Source organism: Enterococcus sp. AMC1157 (assembly GCF_058216555.1).
Window position 1 is genome coordinate 2,432,082 of record NZ_CM177099.1, and the last position, 18,853, is coordinate 2,450,934.

The 18,853-nt window shown below is 36.7% G+C and carries 15 protein-coding genes; 13 read left to right on the forward strand and 2 right to left on the reverse strand.

The window, feature by feature from the left end; translation table 11 throughout:
* The first annotated feature begins 285 nt into the window (after window positions 1-285).
* The 12 genes from AC4BBX_RS11895 to AC4BBX_RS11950 all read left to right on the forward strand — a co-directional run bounded on the left by AC4BBX_RS11895 (window position 286) and on the right by AC4BBX_RS11950 (window position 13,546).
* Window positions 286-1,047, forward strand: a complete 762-nt coding sequence (locus tag AC4BBX_RS11895) for an amino acid ABC transporter permease (protein WP_490454037.1) — start codon at window positions 286-288, stop codon at window positions 1,045-1,047.
* Window positions 1,044-1,850: a transporter substrate-binding domain-containing protein gene (locus AC4BBX_RS11900; protein WP_490454038.1), complete on the forward strand. Its 807-nt coding sequence runs from the start codon at window positions 1,044-1,046 to the stop codon at window positions 1,848-1,850. The genes AC4BBX_RS11895 and AC4BBX_RS11900 overlap by 4 nt, the downstream gene beginning before the upstream one ends.
* 15 nt (window positions 1,851-1,865) lie before the next feature.
* Window positions 1,866-2,576: an amino acid ABC transporter permease gene (locus AC4BBX_RS11905; protein WP_490454039.1), complete on the forward strand. Its 711-nt coding sequence runs from the start codon at window positions 1,866-1,868 to the stop codon at window positions 2,574-2,576.
* Window positions 2,573-3,325, forward strand: a complete 753-nt coding sequence (locus AC4BBX_RS11910; RefSeq protein ID WP_490454040.1) for an amino acid ABC transporter ATP-binding protein — start codon at window positions 2,573-2,575, stop codon at window positions 3,323-3,325. Before AC4BBX_RS11905 ends, AC4BBX_RS11910 begins: the two co-directional genes overlap by 4 nt.
* A gap of 28 nt (window positions 3,326-3,353) precedes the next feature.
* Complete coding sequence (locus AC4BBX_RS11915; RefSeq protein ID WP_490454041.1) at window positions 3,354-4,580, forward strand: aminotransferase-like domain-containing protein; 1,227 nt, start codon at window positions 3,354-3,356, stop codon at window positions 4,578-4,580.
* 249 nt (window positions 4,581-4,829) lie between these two features.
* Entirely contained in the window at window positions 4,830-5,807 is a 978-nt protein-coding gene (locus AC4BBX_RS11920) for an NAD(P)-dependent oxidoreductase (RefSeq protein WP_490454042.1), read from the forward strand.
* 15 nt (window positions 5,808-5,822) lie between these two features.
* Window positions 5,823-6,572 carry an amino acid ABC transporter ATP-binding protein gene (locus AC4BBX_RS11925; protein WP_490454043.1) on the forward strand — a complete coding sequence of 250 codons (750 nt, stop codon included), beginning with the start codon at window positions 5,823-5,825 and terminating at the stop codon, window positions 6,570-6,572.
* Window positions 6,573-6,601: 29 nt separating this feature from the next.
* Window positions 6,602-7,771: an MFS transporter gene (locus tag AC4BBX_RS11930; protein ID WP_490454044.1), complete on the forward strand. Its 1,170-nt coding sequence runs from the start codon at window positions 6,602-6,604 to the stop codon at window positions 7,769-7,771.
* 87 nt (window positions 7,772-7,858) lie between these two features.
* Entirely contained in the window at window positions 7,859-8,308 is a 450-nt protein-coding gene (locus AC4BBX_RS11935; protein WP_490454045.1) for an Lrp/AsnC family transcriptional regulator, read from the forward strand.
* A gap of 41 nt (window positions 8,309-8,349) precedes the next feature.
* Complete coding sequence (locus AC4BBX_RS11940) at window positions 8,350-10,035, forward strand: ammonium transporter (RefSeq protein WP_490454046.1); 1,686 nt, start codon at window positions 8,350-8,352, stop codon at window positions 10,033-10,035.
* A 242-nt stretch (window positions 10,036-10,277) separates the two neighbouring features.
* On the forward strand, window positions 10,278-11,903 hold the full coding sequence (locus tag AC4BBX_RS11945) for a glycoside hydrolase family 13 protein (protein WP_490454047.1): 1,626 nt from the start codon (window positions 10,278-10,280) through the stop codon (window positions 11,901-11,903).
* 29 nt (window positions 11,904-11,932) lie between these two features.
* Entirely contained in the window at window positions 11,933-13,546 is a 1,614-nt protein-coding gene (locus AC4BBX_RS11950; protein WP_490454048.1) for an alpha-glucosidase, read from the forward strand.
* Between the two features lie 572 nt (window positions 13,547-14,118).
* Here the strand turns inward: AC4BBX_RS11950 and AC4BBX_RS11955 are convergent.
* Both AC4BBX_RS11955 and AC4BBX_RS11960 read right to left on the reverse strand, forming a co-directional pair.
* Complete coding sequence (locus AC4BBX_RS11955) at window positions 14,119-15,099, reverse strand: LacI family DNA-binding transcriptional regulator (protein WP_490455811.1); 981 nt, start codon at window positions 15,097-15,099, stop codon at window positions 14,119-14,121.
* An 11-nt stretch (window positions 15,100-15,110) separates the two neighbouring features.
* Window positions 15,111-16,601, reverse strand: a complete 1,491-nt coding sequence (locus AC4BBX_RS11960) for a sucrose-6-phosphate hydrolase (protein ID WP_490454049.1) — start codon at window positions 16,599-16,601, stop codon at window positions 15,111-15,113.
* A gap of 215 nt (window positions 16,602-16,816) precedes the next feature.
* Here AC4BBX_RS11960 and AC4BBX_RS11965 point away from each other — a divergent pair, with 215 nt between their 5' ends.
* Window positions 16,817-18,751, forward strand: coding sequence for a sucrose-specific PTS transporter subunit IIBC (locus AC4BBX_RS11965; RefSeq protein WP_490454050.1), 1,935 nt, complete (start codon window positions 16,817-16,819; stop codon window positions 18,749-18,751).
* Window positions 18,752-18,853 lie beyond the last annotated feature (102 nt).

Here is an 18,853-nt window from a genome sequence, read left to right on the forward strand (position 1 = left end):
AAAAAGACGAATAATTCTTTCTTTATTTTTATTAAAAAGAGGGATTGTCCGTCTTTTTTTGTATTTTGAGTGCTTTATTTAATAAGCTTGAATTCGTTTTATTTTTTAGATTATTTTGCCAAAACGAATAAATGCAAAATGGTTAGAGGAAACACTGACTATCTATTGTTATTTGTCTCTGAGATGTTTATTGTATCCTTATATTCAGAAGTTTCAGACAATTAAAAAACTGAGATGACTGATATTACTTGTTTCAAGAAAATAAGAGTAAGGGAGGAAAAGAAAATGGGAAATTTTTTCAGCTGGCAATTGATTTTTGAGTATTTCCCGAATATTTTAAGTGCGTTACCTGTTACCTTGATGATTGTTGGTGTTTCAACGATTATCGGTTTGCTGCTAGGAAGTGCCATTGCATTCATTCGAGTAGAACAAATCCCTTTACTCGGTCAAATTAGTGCAGTATTTGTTTCATTTATTCGAGGAACACCCATTTTAGTTCAACTTTACGTTGTGTACTATGGTATTCCGATGCTAATGCAAGTGATTGGGATTGATGTAGGTTCGTGGGATAAAATTATTTTCATCTATATTACCTATGGATTAAACACAGCAGCTTTCCAATCAGAAACGATTCGAGCCGCAATTTTAAGCGTTCCGACTACACAAAAAGAAGCCAGTATAGCCTTTGGGTTAACAAAGTATCAAATGTATACAAGAGTCATTTTTCCACAAGTTGTGCGTGTCGCTCTTCCTTCATTTGGAACAACAACAGTGGCACTCTTACAAGATACTTCTTTAGCCTTTACGATTGGAGTTATTGATGTGGTGGGGAAAGCCCGAGCGATTGGTTCTGTTACTTTCCACACATTAGAAGGATACATTGGAGCCGCAATTATTTTTATCGTACTAAGTATTGTATTAGAACGAATTTTTGCTTCTTTAGAAACACAAATGAGTTTCGAGCAAAAACGCTCGTTTGCTTTTAAAAAACCAAGATTGACTTTATTTAAACGAAAACAGAAATTAATTGAGGGGGAAACAAGATGAAAAAGACAAAATGGATGGTTATGGGATTAGTAACAATGGCTACGTTATTGGTGGCTTGTGGAAATAGTGGTGGTTCTACTGGTGGCGAAGAAGGAACTGAAATTAAAGTCGGTACCGGAAATGATGCTTTACCTTACGCATATTTAGATGCAGATGGAGAACTGGATGGCTACGATGTTTCTGTATTAAAAGCAATCGATGAACGTTTAGAAGACTACTATTTTGTCTATGAAGGTGCCGATTTTACAACGACACTATCAAACTTGGAAAGTAATAAAGTAGCTATGGCTGCTTACGAATATGAAATCAATGCAGAACGACAAGAGAAATTTATCTACGGAGATGTAGGTTACTCTGTGTGGGATACGTATATTATTTTTGATCCAGCTGCTGGCGATGTTTATGATAGTTTTGATGATTTAGTTGATAAAAAAGTTTATGTATCAACAGCAACAAACCAGGCAGTTATGGCAGAAACGTATTTGGCGGAACATCCAGATGCTTTTGAACTGATTTATGGTGAGTATAACAATGAACAAATTGTTCAAGCAGTCACTTCAGGAGCGGTAGATGCGACATTAGCTCCACAGTATCAGTTGGATAACTGGAACAATTCTTTTGGAACTAGTTTAGAACGTGGTAGTGATCCTGTGCATAACTCAGATGCCTACTTGTTATTCAATAAAGCAACCGATCAAGAATTTATTGATGCAGTCAATCAAGCGTTGCAAGAATTAGTGGATGAAGGAGAAATTACTAAGTTATCTGAAAAATATCTTGGTGGAGACTATGTACCTAAATAAGAGAGGATGATCGGTATGAGTTTTAATTTTAGTATTATGCTAAATTCTCTAAGAGTGGCTAGTCAATATATTGGAACGACACTATTCATGGCGATTTTCTCACTAATCATTGGAATTGTCTTTGGTTTAGGCATTGCCTTGATTCGATTTTATAAAGTACCTGTATTGGCCTCGTTTTTTCAGATACTAACGACAATACTAAAAGGTATTCCGATTGTCTTGATTATTTTGAGTATGTATCTAATTACTTCTAGACAATTGGATGGTTGGGCAGAAGCGTTAGGTTGGTCCCTGCGCTTCCGAGATTTCAACATGGTATGGATTGCGATTATTGCTTTAGGTATTCTATCTACCATCAATAGTAGTGAAATTTTTCGAGGAGCATTTTCTTCCATCAAAAAAGGACAGTTAGATGCAGCTAAATCAATTGGTTTATCTAGTGTTCAAACGATTCGACGCATTTTGTTGCCACAAGCCATTCCAGTTTCTTTACCAATGTTTAGTAATTTACTAATTAGCTTGGTGAAAGCCTCAGCATTAGCATCAATGGTGAGTGTGGTGGACGTGTTTGCAGCAGCTAAAATTTCTGCTCAACAAAATTATCGATTTTTAGAAGCTTATGTAGCTGTAGCGATTATTTATTGGGGCATTAGCTTGTTAATTGAATATGGAACGAAATTCCTAGAAGAACGGATGACTAGAAAACTAAGGAGGGCGACGACATGATAACGATGCAAGTACGTAATATTCATAAACGCTTTGGCAAAAACGAAGTGTTAAAAGGCATCGATATGGATGTTAACAAAGGTGAAGTTGTTGTCTTGCTCGGACCTAGTGGATCAGGGAAAACAACTTTCCTCCGTTGTCTAAATTTTTTGGAACAAGCCGATCAAGGACAAGTCATTTTAGCAGGTGTTGAGACAGATGTAGTATCAGCTAAAAAGAAAGAAATTTTACAACATCAACGTAAAACAGCGATGGTTTTCCAAAATTATGCTTTATTTTTAAATAAAACAGCCAAAGATAATATTATGTTACCTTTACTTTTAACGCAAAAAAAATCAAAAGCAGAAGCAGAGAAAATTGCTTTAGAATTATTAGAACAAGTGGGTTTATCTGATCGAGCAGATTTTTATCCAAGTCAAATGTCAGGTGGGCAACAGCAGCGAATCGGAATTGCAAGAGCCTTGGCTTTGAATCCAGAAGTTATTTTGTTTGATGAACCAACTTCAGCACTGGATCCAGAGCTAGTGGGACAAACCTTAAGTTTGATGCGTGACATTGCGAAAACAGGAGCAACAATGGTTCTCGTGACTCATGAAATGAAGTTTGCCTATGAAGTAGCGGACAAAGTGATTTTTATGGAGAATGGCAACATTGTTGAGCAAGGTACGCCAAAAGAAATCTTTGAACAACCGAAAGAAGAACGAACGCAAGCCTTTTTATCTCGATTTACTAGTCAGCTTGCGGGTTAATGATAGAAATATAATTGGAGGGAATTACATGGAGTATCAATTTGCCAATCGAACAAAAGGGATGATTGGATCGCCTTTAAGAGAAAATGCTAAGAAAAATATGGATCAAAAAGAGATCATTTCTTTTGCTTATGGCTTCCCGCCAACTGAAGCTTTTCCAATGGAAATATTAAAAGAAATTTCACAAAAAATTTATGCAGAGATTGATCCTCAGGTACTTCTGCAATATGGAGCGACAGAAGGATATGCTCCTTTGAGAAAACTGATTAAAGATCGTCTAGCAACCATTAATAATTTAGACAACGATGAAGAGATTATGGTCGTTTCTGGTTCTACACAAGCAATGGATGTTGCAGTCAAAGTACTTTGTGATGAAGGGGATATCGTCTTGTGTGAAGAAATGACCTTCTCTGGAGCGGTCAGCGCCATTAAAGGTTATGGGGCAGTTCCGATGGCTGTGCCAATGAATATTGAAGAAGAATCGATGGATTTAGTAGAGTTGGAAAAAATGTTACAAGCGGATATCCACAATAGAATCAAAATGTTGTATATTATCCCGACTTTCCAAAACCCTTTAGGAACGTCAATTCCTTTAGAGAAGCGTCAAGAAATTTACAAGATTGCTCAAAAATATGATGTCATTATTTTTGAAGACGATCCATATGGTGACTTGCTTTATGAAGGTGATCCAATTCCAAAAATTAAGGAAATGGATGTTGATGGTCGCGTCATTTATGCAGGTTCATTTTCTAAAATTTTGGCTCCGGCTACTCGTCTAGGTTTTATCATGGCAGCAGATGCTTTGTTAGAAAAATTAATTTTTGCCAAACAAGTTTCCGATTCTCATAGTAATTTTTATTGGCAAGTAATGTTGGCTGAGTTTATGGAAAATTATCAGTTTGAAAAACATGTTGATTTCCTTAAAGATTTATATAAAGAGAAATTAACAACTATGATGCATAGCCTAGACTTATTACCAAAAGACAAAATCAGCTATATTCCTCCAACAGGTGGTTACTTTATCTGTTGTAAATTATCCGAAACAGTAGATATGGAAAAATTTTATCAATATTTGGATGAATACAATGTTGCAGTGATTCCAGGGAATTTAATGAGTGTGGAAGGTTATGGTTATGAACACTATATTCGTTTGAATTTTACTAAACCAACTTTAGTTGAAATTTTAACAGGAATTAAATTGTTAGGTGAAGCCTTAACTAAAGCAAGTAGTAAAGCTGTTTCCCGAGCAAGCTAAGTAATGGAAATTACAAAAATAAGTATTATATACAATCAAACACGAAAATGAAAACTTCAAACAACTGTCCACAAAGTACAGAGATTGTGGTTGAACAACCCGAGCCTCTTCAAAAGAGGCTCGTGGTGTTCTTGCACTTTTGGAGCTTTGCTCTGGAAGTTTTACGTTTCATTAAGATTTGGCTGTCAATCGTAACTAAAAATAGTTCGTTTGAAAATATTTGATGAATAGGAAGGAATGGAGCAATAAATGAAATTACTTTATTACAATGTCAGTGAGGAAGAACGACCATTTATTCAAAAATGGTCATTTGTGAATCAAATTCCTGTTCGAATGGTGTCAGAAGGACTCACTTCAGAGAATGTTGCTTTAGCAGAAAAATATGATGGTGTTTGTTTGTATCCCAGTGTTGAAATGCAACAAAGTGATGAGCTTTACCGTCGTTTAAATGAGTATGGTATTCGCCAACTGTCGATCAAATCTACAGGAGTAGATGGAATCAATTTTGAATGGGCCAAAAAATACCAGTTAGCGATAACTAATGTACCTGGGTATAGTCCAACGTCAGTCGGGCACTTTGCATTAATGTCAATTTTACTTGTCTTAAGAAATGTTTCAGATGTTTTTTCTCCGTCTCATACGATGGAAAGAAAATTTAACATTGGACGTGAAATCCAAGATGTCACGATAGGTATCTTAGGAACTGGTCGAATTGGTTCTGTTGTCGCCAAAGGCATTCATGCTTTGGGTGGAAAGGTGATTGCGTACAGTTCAAGACCAAATCCTGAATTAAAAGGGATTGTGACTTATGTGCCTTACGAGCAATTCTTACAGACATCAGATGTGATTTCGATTCATATTCCATTGAGTGAGCGTTCGATGTATCAGTTTTCTGACGAAGCGTTTGAAAGTATGAAAGACAAGGCGTGTATTGTCAATACAGCCCGTGGCAAGATCATTGATACCAAGGCAATGATTCGTTGGTTAGCTTCTGGAAAAGCTGGCGGAGCGACATTGGATGCGATTGAAGATGAAGAAAAATACTTTGTTTCAGGTTGGAAAAACAATCCTTATTACCAAGAACTAAGTCAGTTTTCGAATGTGTTTATTACACCACATATTGCCTTCCATACAGAACTTGCTGTCAAAGAAATTACAGAAACAGCTTTAGACAATGCCAAAGAATTTATTTTACAAGGTGAATCGTTGAATTTAATTTCGGTATAGAAAGTAGGGATGACCATGATTCAAGCACAAATTAAAGGATTAAAGAAAAAATTCGGCAAAAATGAAATCTTAAAAGGTATTAGTATGACTGTCGAACAAGGTGAAGTGATTTGTATTATCGGTCCGAGTGGTTCGGGTAAAACAACTTTTCTTCGTTGTTTAAATTTATTGGAACGTCCAGATGCAGGTAGTTATGTATTGGGTTCAATGAATTATGCTTTGAACCGGATTGGAAGTAAGCAACGAAGAGAAATTGCCTTGAAAACAGCGATGGTTTTCCAATCTTACGAATTGTTTCAACATATGACTGTTTTGCAAAATATCATTGAGGGCCTAATCGTTCCTCGAAAGATGAATAAAAAAGAAGCCAAGGCAATTGCGATGGATATGTTAGAAAAAGTTGGCATGGCGGATAAAGCGAAGATGTATCCAGTGCAGCTTTCTGGTGGACAACAACAACGTGTGGGAATTGCTCGTGCAATGGCTTTAAGTCCAGAATTGTTATTGTTTGATGAACCAACTTCTGCATTAGATCCGGAATTGGTTGGTGATGTTTTAGAAGTAATGAAAGAAGTGGCTGGTACGGGTCAAACGATGGTGATTGTAACCCATGAAATGCAATTTGCTTATGAAGTAGCAGATAAAGTTATTTTTATGGCGGATGGTGTAGTTGTTGAAGCGGGAACGCCAAAAGAAATTTTCCTTCATCCAAAAGAAGAACGTACTCAAAAATTCCTTTCTCAAATTAATATGAAAACTGCTTAAAATGAGTAAGAAGTGAAAGGAGGAATCGCGTGGAGGTTTCTCATCAAAAGGTTCGACTATGGACCAAAGATTTTATTTTATTATTATTAATTACCACCTTGTCTATGACGGCAATCACTACTCAAATGGGTACTTTACCTTTATTGGTTGCTCAAATCGGAGGATCAAAAGCCATCTCTGGAGCGATTGTAGGTGTATTAGGAATTGCTGCTTTATTTGTTCGTTTTCCCATTGGACTGATGTTAGACAAATATGGTCGGAAAATCCTTTTACTTATCGGTTTACTTATTTTAGTCATCGACTTTACGCTATTAAATTTTTTACAGACGTTGTTATCTTTATTTTTACTACGATTGGTTCAAGGAGTAGGTAATAGTGTACAAGCAACTGCTTCAGCAACTATGACAGCAGATTTAATTCCAAAAGAAAAACTCTCGATGGGTTTAGGATATTTTAGTATTGCTCAGTCTGTGCCCAGTGCGATTGGACCTTTAATTGGACTGACAGTCGTGCAGAATTACGGTTTTGAATCGTTATTTAGAGTAGCCTTAGTTTTAACAATTATTGCTTTCATTCTCAGCTTGTTTGTTAACGAAAGTTTGTTAGTTAGAGAAACTATCCCACAAACAGAGGTAGATACTTCCTTATTAAAGAATCCGGGTGTAATATTTCCAAGCTTGATCATGTTCATGATTTATTTAGCCCAAGCAGGTGTGGTTGCTTTTATTGCTCAACTAGCTTTGGAAAGAGGAATATTAGGAGCGGGTTATTATTTTACGCTAATGTCTTTAGTTTCGGTAACGGTGCGGTTATGTTTTTCTTCGATTCTCTTTAGATTAAAAAGAAGTCTAGTTATTCATGTCAGTATTTTTTTCATCATCATTGCGTATGGCAATATCGTCTTTGCTTCCAGTATAATTTATTTACTGATTTCGGCGATCTTGTTTGGTATTGGAATAGCTAATCTAATGCCTTTGATGAATACGATTGTTTTACAAAGTGTCTCAGATTCCCAAACAGGTAAAGCTACAGCTATTTTTATGTTATCGCTAGATGTTGCTTATGGTGGTGGTGCCGTTATCTGGGGGATAATCGCCTCAGTCTTTGGCTTTGAATGGATGTATTTCTTCTGTGCAATGAGTGGTGTGATAGCATGGTTGATCTATTTTTTTCATCAGAAAAAATTTGATATGTCATAAAATATAACATGAAGTGGCATTAAAAAGTTGCAATCCTTAATTTTCATCTGTATGATAAACAAATAGATGAAAAAAGGGGAGATTTACATGGATATGTTGGACTTGAAAATTTTGAATATTTTACAAAAAAACGCACGGGTAACAGTGAAACAAATTGCGGAAGATTGTTTTATTTCCTCTCCGTCTGTTTCTACACGTTTGCAAAACCTTGAAAATAATGGGTATGTAAAATCTTATCAAGCGATTGTTGATTATCAGAAGTTAGATTTTTCAATTAAGTCATATATCCAATGTGCTGTAAACGCAAAAATGAAAAATGAATTTTATGACTACGTGGACAGTGTTCCCAATGTGGTGGAGTGTGATTGTATAACCGGAGATTTTTCGATGTTGTTGAAGGTTTTTTTTGTTAATACCATTGAATTGGATGAGTTTATTAATGAATTACAACGTTTTGGTGATACAAAAACTCACATTGTGTTTTCGACAAATGTCGGTCCAAGGGGAGTAGAATTTAATATAGATAAAGACGTGTAAGTTTTTATTACATGTAAAAAATAAAAGGAGTGTGTTTGGTTATGTATTCATCAATTGATGTAGTTTGGACTTTGGTAGCAGCGTTTTTAGTATTTTTTATGCAAGCAGGATTTACTTTAGTAGAATCTGGTTTCACAAGAGCTAAAAATGCTGGAAATATTATTATGAAAAATGTTATTGATTTTTGTTTTGGTTCGTTGTTGTATTGGATTGTTGGGTTTGGCATTATGTTTGGAACACAAAGTGCTTTTTTCGGGGGAATTCATTTTTTTGCTAGCAATACATTTAGTTTTGATTTACCAACTCCCGCATTTTTATTTTTCCAAACAGTATTTTGTGCTACAGCCGCAACGATTGTTTCTGGTGCGATGGCAGAAAGAACTGAATTTAAAGCGTACTGTATCTATAGTGCAGTTATCTCTATGTTGATTTATCCAATCTCAGGCCACTGGATTTGGGGTGGTGGTTTCTTAGCTGAAATGGGCTTCCATGATTTTGCAGGCTCAACTGCCGTTCATATGGTGGGTGGTGTAGCTGCCTTTGTTGGTGCAGCTATCTTAGGCCCTAGAATAGGAAAATATACAAAATCAGGGAAAAGCCAAGCAATTCCTGGTCATAACCTAACTTTTGCTGCATTGGGTGTATTTATTCTTTGGTTCTGTTGGTTTGGATTTAATGGTGGATCAACAACGTCAATGACAGGAGATGAAACGTTATTAGTAGCATCGAATGTTTTAGTGAATACGAACTTAGCTGCAGTTACAGGAACACTTGCGGCTTTAGCATTGTCATGGGTTAAATATGGTAAACCAGATGTTTCATTAACATTGAATGGAACTTTGGCTGGTTTAGTCGGAATTACGGCTGGATGTGATATTGTTTCTCCAATTGGTGCAGTTATCATCGGGACGTTATCAGGAATTTTGATGTTGTTTGCTGTTGAATTTATTGATCAAAAATTAAAAGTTGATGATCCAGTTGGTGCAGTTGCTGTCCATGGTGTTTGTGGTGCTTTTGGTACAATCATGACCGGTTTATTGGCATTAGATGGTGGTTTGTTCTATGGTGGCGGAGTTTCGTTACTAGGTGTACAAGCATTGGGTGTGGTAGTAACAGCGGCTTGGGTTGCTGTAACCTCAGCATTATTATTCTTTGCAATTAAACATACTGTTGGTTTGAGAGTTTCTGAAGAAGCAGAAACTGCTGGTTTAGATATTGAAGAACATGGATTAGTTACTGCTTATTCTGGTTTCCACTTGGTTCCTGACACAACTGTGGCTGAAGAAGTTGTTACTCTAGGAGATTCAGCAGCAAGTTTTGCGACTGAACCTGTGAAAAAAGACCTAGGTGAGCGATTAATTTCTGAAAATAAATTAACAACAGTTTCAGTTATCATTAATGAAAAAAATCTAGATAAATTGAAAAAAGCTTTGGATAATATTGGTGTTGAAGGGATTACAGTTACCTCAGTAATGGGTCATGGGATTCAAAAAGGGCAGACTGAATTTTATCGTGGGGTAGCTATTCCAACGAAATTGTTACCGAAATTAAAAGTCGATGTAACAGTAAGTCGAATTCCTGTCTCTTTAGTTGTTGAAGCTCTTAAATCTGTCTTATATTCAGGTCAACCTGGAGATGGTAAAATTTTCATTACAGATGTAGAGAACGTGATTCGTATTAGTAATGGTGACGAAGGCGATGCTGCATTACAAGGATATAATAAGTAGAAAAAGATCCGGATAGTAAAAAGCAATGAGGAGAGAAATTGCCTCATTGCTTTTTTTATGGATAAAAACTGACAGAACTAGACATCAAATGTGAAGCAATATCGATGAGAGCATTTTTATAATAAAATCGTCTAATATACTAGACGAATAATTGATAAATGTGATATGGTATCAGTTGCATATCAAGTGACGCAATCGGTTGTTTTAAATAGATAAATAACTATTATAAAGGGGTGGAAAAAATGACAAAACATTGGTGGCAAGAAGTCGTGGTCTATCAAATTTATCCACGAAGCTTTAAAGATAGTAACGGCGATGGAATCGGTGATATCCGTGGCATGATTAGTGAATTGGATTATTTAAAAAAATTGGGCATTGGCGTGATTTGGTTGTCGCCAGTTTATCAATCGCCTAACGATGACAATGGTTATGATATTTCTGATTATCAAGCGATTATGGATGAATTTGGCAATATGGCAGATATGGACGAATTTTTAGCGGAAGCCAACAAACGTGACATTAAAGTTGTGATGGATTTAGTGGTCAACCATACGTCTGATGAACATCGTTGGTTCGTTGAAGCCAAAAAAGGCACAGACAATCCGTACCGAGATTATTATGTCTGGGCAGATCCGGCAGAAGATGGTGGCGTGCCGAATGGCTTACGTTCAACTTTCTCAGGAACGGCTTGGGAATTGGATGAAACAAGTGGCCAATATTATTTGCACTTATTTAGTAAAAAACAACCGGATTTGAATTGGGAAAATCAAGAGATGCGCCAAGCTGTCTATGACATGATGAATTTCTGGATTGACAAAGGTATTGGTGGGTTCCGTTTAGATGTAATTGATTTAGTCGGAAAAATTCCGATGGAAGGCATTACTGGTAATGGACCTAAATTACATGAGTATTTACAAGAAATGAATCAAGCGACTTTTGGCAAGCATGATTTGTTAACGGTAGGTGAAACGTGGGGAGCCACACCAGAAATTGCTAAATTGTATTCCAATCCTGAACGCAAAGAATTATCAATGGTCTTCCAGTTTGAACACATCGGCTTGGACCAACAAGCAGGAAAAGAAAAATGGGATTTAAAACCTGTTGAAATTGCCGAATTAAAAACGGTTCTAGCCAAATGGCAAACTGAATTAGGCAACGAAGGTTGGAACTCTCTGTTTTGGAATAATCATGATTTACCCCGCATGCTTTCTCGTTGGGGCAATGACCAAGAATATCGTGTCGAAAGTGCCAAGATGTTAGCGATTCTTTTACACATGATGAAGGGTACACCTTACATCTATCAAGGGGAAGAAATCGGGATGACCAACACGGCAATTACCGATATTTCTCAAGCCGAAGATATTGAAACAGTGAATATGTACAACGAACGACTTGCGCAAGGCTATGAAAAAGAAGATATTATTGCGTCAATTAATGCCAAAGGTCGAGACAATGCTCGTCGTCCAATCGCTTGGACAGCCAGCCTTAATGGTGGTTTCACGGATGGTACACCTTGGTTGGCTTTGAATAAAAATTACCAAGAAATCAATGTTTCTCAAGCTTTAGCGGATAAAGAGTCGATTTTTTATACTTATCAAAAATTGGTTCAACTACGTAAAGAGCATCCAATTATGATTTGGGGCGAGTTTGAATTAGTGGAAACAGCGGATGAAGTATTCAGCTATACCCGCAGCTATCAAGGAGAGCGTTGGTTAGTGGTGACGAACTTCTCGAATGACAAGCAAACTTTCTCTTCAAACGAGGAAGTCGAAAAAGTAATTATTCAAAACACAGCAACAGAAATCACTTCATTGCAAGAAATGACCTTAACCCCTTGGCAGGCATTTGTAGTGAAGATAAAAGAATAAATTAGAGATTAAAGGCAGGATAAATAAAGATGAACAAATGGTGGAAAGATGCGGTAGGTTATCAAATCTATCCAAGAAGTTTTAAAGATACTACTGGTGACGGCTTAGGTGATTTAAATGGTGTACGAGAAAAAATCCCTTATTTGAAAGACTTAGGTGTCGATTTTGTTTGGTTAACTCCTTTTTACGAATCGCCAGATGTAGACAATGGGTACGATATTTCAAATTACCAAGCTTTGTCAAAAGATGTGGGTACAATGGCTGATTTTCAAGAGTTAGTGAAAGAAGCGAAGCAAGCTGACATTAAAATAATTTTAGATTTGGTGATTAATCATACTTCAGATCAACATGAGTGGTTCCAAAAATCTCGTGAAGGTCATGAAGACTACAAAGATTTTTATATTTGGCATGCACCAGTTGATGGCAAGGAACCAAATGATTGGCAATCAATTTTTGGTGGGTCCGTTTGGGAATTTGATGAAGGACGTGGAGAGTATTACTTCCATGCCTTTGCTAAAGAACAACCTGATTTAAATTGGGACAATCCAGTGATGAAACAAAAAATCTTTGAAATGATTGAGTGGTGGGCGCAACAAGGGATCGATGGTTTCCGAATTGATGCGATTTCCCATATTAAAAAAGATGCTTGGGATAAACCAGCAGAAGCGACTAGTGTAGCAAAAAATTATATGAACATTGAAGGCATTGATGAATACTTAAACGAATTAAGTGACGTTTTAAGAAAAAACAATTTGATGTCTGTGGGTGAAGCTTCTGGTGTAACTTCTGAAGAAGCAACAACTTGGGTCGGCGATGACGGCTACTTTGATATGATTTTTGAATTTGAGCATATTAATTTATGGAATTCAGGCACTGAAGGTGGTTTCGATATCGTTTCCTTTAAAGATGCCTTAATTAGATGGCAGGAAGCTGTCGCAGATGATAAAGGTTGGAATGCTCTTTACATGGAAAATCATGATGTCCCTAGAAGTATTTCGGTCTTTGGAGATGACTCTGAAGAATTCCGTGAAATTTCTGGAAAAGCTTTAGCTACCGCATTTATGCTTTTACAAGGCACACCATTTATTTATCAAGGGCAAGAAATTGGCATGATTAATAATCAATTTGATTCAATTGAAGATGTGGATGCAGTCGATTCGAGAAACTTATACAAACGTTTGTTGGCAGATGAAATGTCATCAGATGAGGCGATTAGAATTGTTTCTAATACGACACGAGATAATGCACGAACACCAATGCAATGGGATGACAGTCAATTTGCAGGATTCTCTAGTAGCAAACCGTGGTTAACGGTCAATAAAAATAATACTTGGCTAAATGTGGTTGCGGAACAAAAAAATGAAGCTTCGATTTATCATTTTTACAAGCAGTTAATTGCGCTGAGAAAAGAATATCCAGTGTTCATTGATGGCAGATTCAAGTCGATTGAAACACCAGATTCTGTGTTTGCTTATACACGTGAAGATGCATCGGATAGTTTTACGATTATCGTCAACTTAGGAGATACCGTTCAAGAAGTAGCACAGTTATCAGACTTAGCAGAACAAACCCTAGTATTGAGCAACTATTCAGAACAACAAGCTGCCCTACAGCCCTTTGAAGCCAGAGTATACAAAAAGTAATTTTCGCTGTTAAAAATTAATATAAATTGAATCTTCTAGAAAAAAACTCCAAAAGTTTCCTTGTTGTGTGAGACCGCCAAGAGCCTCTTTTCAGAGTCTCTTCGGCTGCTGACGTTCAAACTTTGAGTAAAGTGTTTTCACACTAACTCAAAGTAATTCATTCAGCTCTTTTAACACACGACAAGGAACTTTTTTCCGCTGTGTTCTTCCAGTTTCTACAAAAATTTCTTTCTGACAAAAAGATTGTATTATTTGGTAGGATTAAGCAATTATGATAAAAACTGGAGATTCAGCTGGGAGAAAAAGTACTCATCGCAGCTACTAAAGATGAGGATGAATTATACCGTGTTAGAAGTAGTGTTTTTCTACTTTTTACACGGTGTTTGAATGCCGAAAGCTTTGAGACTCCGAAGAAACTCAGAGCGGTCTCGCTGCAATGAAAGACTTTTTTGGACAGTTGAATCGGAAGTTTTCTTTATCCAAGTTTGAGTTAAAATCAAAAACAACGAATTTTTTAGAAAGTAAGGATACTTTTTAAGAAACTCGTTGTTTTTTTTGATTAAAATTGAAATTTAGCTAGTTTGTCCTTGAAGGACGCGAACGGGTAGTTTGTAGCTAGGTGCGACGGATTTGTCTGGATGGGTAATACGTTGAATCAAAAGATTAACTAGTAATTCAGCTAATTCTTCAATCGGTTGGACCACGGTCGATAGTTGTGGGTAATGATTTTGAATAAATTGTGTTCCATCATAACCAATTAATTTAAAATCAGCAGGAATAGCAAGGTTCATCTCCATGCTATTATTCTTAACCAATAATGCGGTCAAATCATCTGTACAAAATAACCCATCGATTGGTTCTGCTAAGATTTGCTTTATTTTCATGTTTTTTAAAACAGAAGTATTTTCAAAGGCTTCAAAATGAAAGACTCTGTACTCTAATTGATGTTCTTTTAAAAAATCGAGATACCCATTTAAACGGTCATTTGTTGGTGAATCAGAAGCATTACTTCCGGTAATAATGCCAATTTTTCTAGCACCTTGTTGATAGAGATGCTCTGTCGCTAGATAACCACCTTGGTAATTGTCACTGCCGACAATGGGAATACGCTCAGCTAAAGATCGGTCAAAAGAAACGATGGGTAAATTAAGTTCTTCATATTCTTGAATCCCCAGATTATGCGCACCTGCCACAATCCCGTCGACTTTATTAGCAGCCAACATATTTAAATAGTTTCGTTCTTTTTCTTTGTTGTTAGCACTATTACATAAAATCGATTTATAACCTCGTTCAAAAAATTTTCTTTCCAATTTTTCGACTAATTCGCCAAAAAATGGATTAGCAACCGAGGGAAAAATTAAGCCAATTAGCTGAGTATTTTTTCCTTGTAGAGATCGAGCCAGAGAATTAGGTTGATAATTTAGCTCCTTCATCGCTGCATGAACTTTATCGATTGTTTTCTGACTGAGTGAACCATAATTATTGATTACTCTTGAGACAGTAGTTGGGGAGACGCCAGCTTTTTTTGCTACATCTGTGAGTTTAATCGCCATCATTCTACTCCTTAATTTTGTGAGGTAGACCTTAGCTCCCAATAATGTCCTTCATAGCTTCCTTGATTTCCTTCAATGAAGAGTTGTGTTTCTTCTATTTTTGGAAATACTCGTGATGTAAACACGGAATGTCCATCATTCACGAAAATTTCGCAGATTGATTGGTCGACAAAAATTTGTAATTTCAGCGTAGTTTCTTTTTCTAAAGAAATAGAACGTGTGCTACCAAATTCTTCGGCGAAAGGTAAGCTAACTTGGGAACGATCTAAAGTAATCTTACCATGTTTTGTATCAAAATGAAGCGCTAAGCTATGTTTATTTTCAGCATCTGCGAATAAGTGCAAGGTTCCTTGACTATTTTTTGTAATTGTTAGTTCAAGTTCATAAGAATTCTGTTGAGGATTATCAACAAGAGTTTGTAATTCTTGGATGTTCCCTTTAAATTGCTGTTCTTTTTGGCGTAAGTCTATATGTTCACCAGTAGGTTTTTGATATAGGTGCCCTTCTTTTAGGCTCAACTCTCTGACTAAAGTTAAGCAATGAGCCCAATCTTCTGTATCTGTTGGATAAGCTATTTCTGGTAAACCTGCCCAACCAATACTTAATACTCGTCCATCGGGTGCCTTGAAAGCTTGCGTGGCATAAAGATCAAAACCATGATCTAAATTTTGCAAGGCTTTAGGTTGAACAATAGTTTGTATTTCAGAATCAAATGCTTCACCAACAACGACCATATTTGGATAAATATTATCATAAGGAGTAACCGACTTTTCCATTCCTTGAGGGCAAAAGATTAAGACAGGTTGTTCATCAATAAATAACATATTTGGACATTCAATCATGTAGCCCATAGCATCTTTTGTGAAATCTAAAGGACCTAATAAGGACCAATCTGTCAAGTTTTCACTTTGATAAACCAACACTTCGCCAGTTTCTTGTTCTGTTTGTGCGCCGATAAATAATAGATAGCCATTATCGTAAGGAATCACCTGTGGATCACGAAAATGATGGGTGTATCCTTTAGGTGGTGTCGGAATTAAAGGTGTGTCGATTTTTTCGATCTGCTGGTCGGTATCCATCCAAGCACCCATTTGATAGGAAGCACGTTCACCATTTTTATCACGAACATTTCCTGTATAAGCTAATAACAACTTATCAACAATAGGTAGTGCTGTCCCAGAATAAACACCGTGACTGTCGAAAGGGGTATCTGGTAAAAGTCCATAACCGTGTTCTTCCCAATCAAGTAAATTAGTTGAAGACAGGTGATACCATGATTTTAAACCGTGAACTGGGCCAAAGGGATAAAATTGATAAAACAAGTGCCAACGACCATTAAAGTAAGAAAAACCATTGGGATCATTTAATAATCCTGAAGTTGGTTGAATATGATAATTCATGTGCCAAATTGAATTCTGTTTAGTTGTCATTAGTTTTTGTAGATAGGCTGAATCCCATTTTTCGTAGGGACGATAGCGCATTTCTGTTGTCCATTTAAGCATAATATAAACCCCTTTTGTAAGTGTATTCTTACTACTAAAGATAGCGTAATTTTCATATTATGTCAAACGTATAACAATTTTAATAAGGTTGATAAATCAATATTGAATGCGTATTTATAGAAACCGAAAAATAATTTTGATAAACGTTTGACAATTTGTTTGAATACGTTATAATGAGAATCAGAAAAAGCGATTACATTCGAGGGGGAAATAAAATGGATCACAAAAAAGTTGCGTTAGAAGTTATTGCTGCTGTCGGAGAAGACAATCTGGTTGCTGCTGCCCATTGTGCGACACGCCTGCGTTTAGTTTTGAAAGATTCAAGTAAGATTGATCAAGCTGCATTGGATACTAATGATGATGTGAAGGGGACTTTTGAAACTAACGGTCAGTATCAAATCATCATTGGACCAGGAGATGTAAATAAAGTCTACGCAGAAATTGTTCAAGCAACAGGAGTCAAAGAAGCATCAACAGATGATTTGAAAGAAATTGCTGCCGATGGGAAAAAACCAAATCCAGTAATGGCATTGGTTAAAATATTATCTGATATCTTTGTACCATTAATTCCAGCTTTAGTTGCTGGTGGTTTATTGATGGCGATCAACAATGTCTTAACGTCTCCAGGTTTGTTTGGGGCACAATCTGTTGTTGAAATGTTTCCAGCAATCAATGATTTAGCAAGTATTATTAATTTATTAGCTGCTGCACCGTTTGCTTTTTTACCAGTTTTAGTTGGATTTTCGGCAACTAAACGTTTTGGTGGAAATGGTTATCTAGGAGCAGCGATGGCGATGGCAATGGTTATGCCAGATCTTGTAAACGGTTATGGAGTAGCCAATGCTATTGCGGAAGGTACCATGCCTTACTGGAACATTTTTGGTTTGCAAGTAGCTCAAGCTGGTTATCAAGGTTCTGTTTTACCTGTTATAGCCGTTGCTTATATTTTGGCGAACTTGGAAAACTTCTTCCATAAACGCATTCCGAAAGTATTTGACTTTACTTTCACGCCAATGTTGGCAGTGATTATTACTGGATTCTTGACCTTTACGATTGTAGGTCCTGTGATGCGTACGGTATCTGACGGTTTAACGAATGGTTTAGTTTGGTTGTACAACACAACTGGAGCGGCTGGATTAGGCTTGTTCGGAACATTCTATTCATCAATTGTTATTACTGGGTTACACCAAAGCTTCCCAGCAATTGAAACTACCTTGCTGGCCGATGTAGCAAGAACTGGAGGCTCATTTATTTTCCCAATCGCTGCAATGGCGAACATTGCTCAAGGAGCAGCGACCTTTGCGATTTTTGTTTTGACAAAAGATGAAAAACAAAAGAGTTTAGCTTCTTCTGCAGGGATCTCTGCGATGTTAGGAATTACAGAACCAGCGATCTTTGGGATTAACTTGAAATTAAAATATCCTTTTGTTTGTGCGATGATTGGTGCGGGTATTTCAAGTATCTTTATTGGTTTGCTTCATGTTTTAGCAGTTTCTATGGGACCAGCAGGGATTATTGGTTTTATTTCAATTGCTGTCGACTCAATTCCAGGTTTCTTGATTAGTGCAGTGATTAGTTTTGTGGTTGCTTTTGTGTTAACGTTTATTGTGGGTAAAAAGAAAGTAGCTGAACAAACAGTAGTTAATACAACCCCTGAAGTTCCAGTTACTCCTGCTTCAGAATCTACTGCAAACGTCGTAGAAAAAATTAGTGCACCTGTCAAAGGACAAACTGTTGCTTTATCAACTGTCAATGATCCTGTATTTTCGAGCGAAATGATGGGCAAAGGAATCGCGATTGTTCCTGAAAGTGATGAAGTTTATGCACCTGTGGATGGCACTTTAACGGTCGTTTATGATACCAAACATGCATATGGCATTGAATCAGCTGATGGTGCAGAAATCTTGATTCATATTGGGATTGATACAGTGAACTTAGCAGGTGAACATTTTACAACTGCTAAACAAAATGGCGATACCGTGAAAAAAGGCGACCTATTAGGAACCTTTGATCGGGCAGCGATAAAAAAAGCAGGTTATGACGATACAGTAATGGTTATTGTTACGAATACCGCAAATTATGGTGGCGTAGCTGCTGTAGGACAAAGCGCTGTGAATCACGGAGAAGAGATTTTAGAAATTACCGAATAGATAGAATTTGAACCTTCAGTCTCGACTGGAGGTTCATTTTTGTCATTTGCAATACATAAAAGAACCTCCGAAAGAAAAATTTTCGGAGGTTGGAAATCTTGT

Bases quoted from the DNA above. Each gene is read 5' to 3' on its own strand.
- AC4BBX_RS11925 (WP_490454043.1), top strand. From the start codon at position 5,823: ATGATTCAAGCACAAATTAAAGGATTAAAGAAAAAATTCGGCAAAAAT.
- AC4BBX_RS11945 (WP_490454047.1), top strand. From the start codon at position 10,278: ATGACAAAACATTGGTGGCAAGAAGTCGTGGTCTATCAAATTTATCCA.
- AC4BBX_RS11895 (WP_490454037.1), top strand. From the start codon at position 286: ATGGGAAATTTTTTCAGCTGGCAATTGATTTTTGAGTATTTCCCGAAT.
- AC4BBX_RS11920 (WP_490454042.1), top strand. From the start codon at position 4,830: ATGAAATTACTTTATTACAATGTCAGTGAGGAAGAACGACCATTTATT.
- AC4BBX_RS11950 (WP_490454048.1), top strand. From the start codon at position 11,933: ATGAACAAATGGTGGAAAGATGCGGTAGGTTATCAAATCTATCCAAGA.
- AC4BBX_RS11910 (WP_490454040.1), top strand. From the start codon at position 2,573: ATGATAACGATGCAAGTACGTAATATTCATAAACGCTTTGGCAAAAAC.
- AC4BBX_RS11915 (WP_490454041.1), top strand. From the start codon at position 3,354: ATGGAGTATCAATTTGCCAATCGAACAAAAGGGATGATTGGATCGCCT.
- AC4BBX_RS11900 (WP_490454038.1), top strand. From the start codon at position 1,044: ATGAAAAAGACAAAATGGATGGTTATGGGATTAGTAACAATGGCTACG.
- AC4BBX_RS11940 (WP_490454046.1), top strand. From the start codon at position 8,350: ATGTATTCATCAATTGATGTAGTTTGGACTTTGGTAGCAGCGTTTTTA.
- AC4BBX_RS11965 (WP_490454050.1), top strand. From the start codon at position 16,817: ATGGATCACAAAAAAGTTGCGTTAGAAGTTATTGCTGCTGTCGGAGAA.
- AC4BBX_RS11955 (WP_490455811.1), bottom strand. From the start codon at position 15,099: ATGGCGATTAAACTCACAGATGTAGCAAAAAAAGCTGGCGTCTCCCCA.
- AC4BBX_RS11960 (WP_490454049.1), bottom strand. From the start codon at position 16,601: ATGCTTAAATGGACAACAGAAATGCGCTATCGTCCCTACGAAAAATGG.
- AC4BBX_RS11905 (WP_490454039.1), top strand. From the start codon at position 1,866: ATGAGTTTTAATTTTAGTATTATGCTAAATTCTCTAAGAGTGGCTAGT.
- AC4BBX_RS11935 (WP_490454045.1), top strand. From the start codon at position 7,859: ATGGATATGTTGGACTTGAAAATTTTGAATATTTTACAAAAAAACGCA.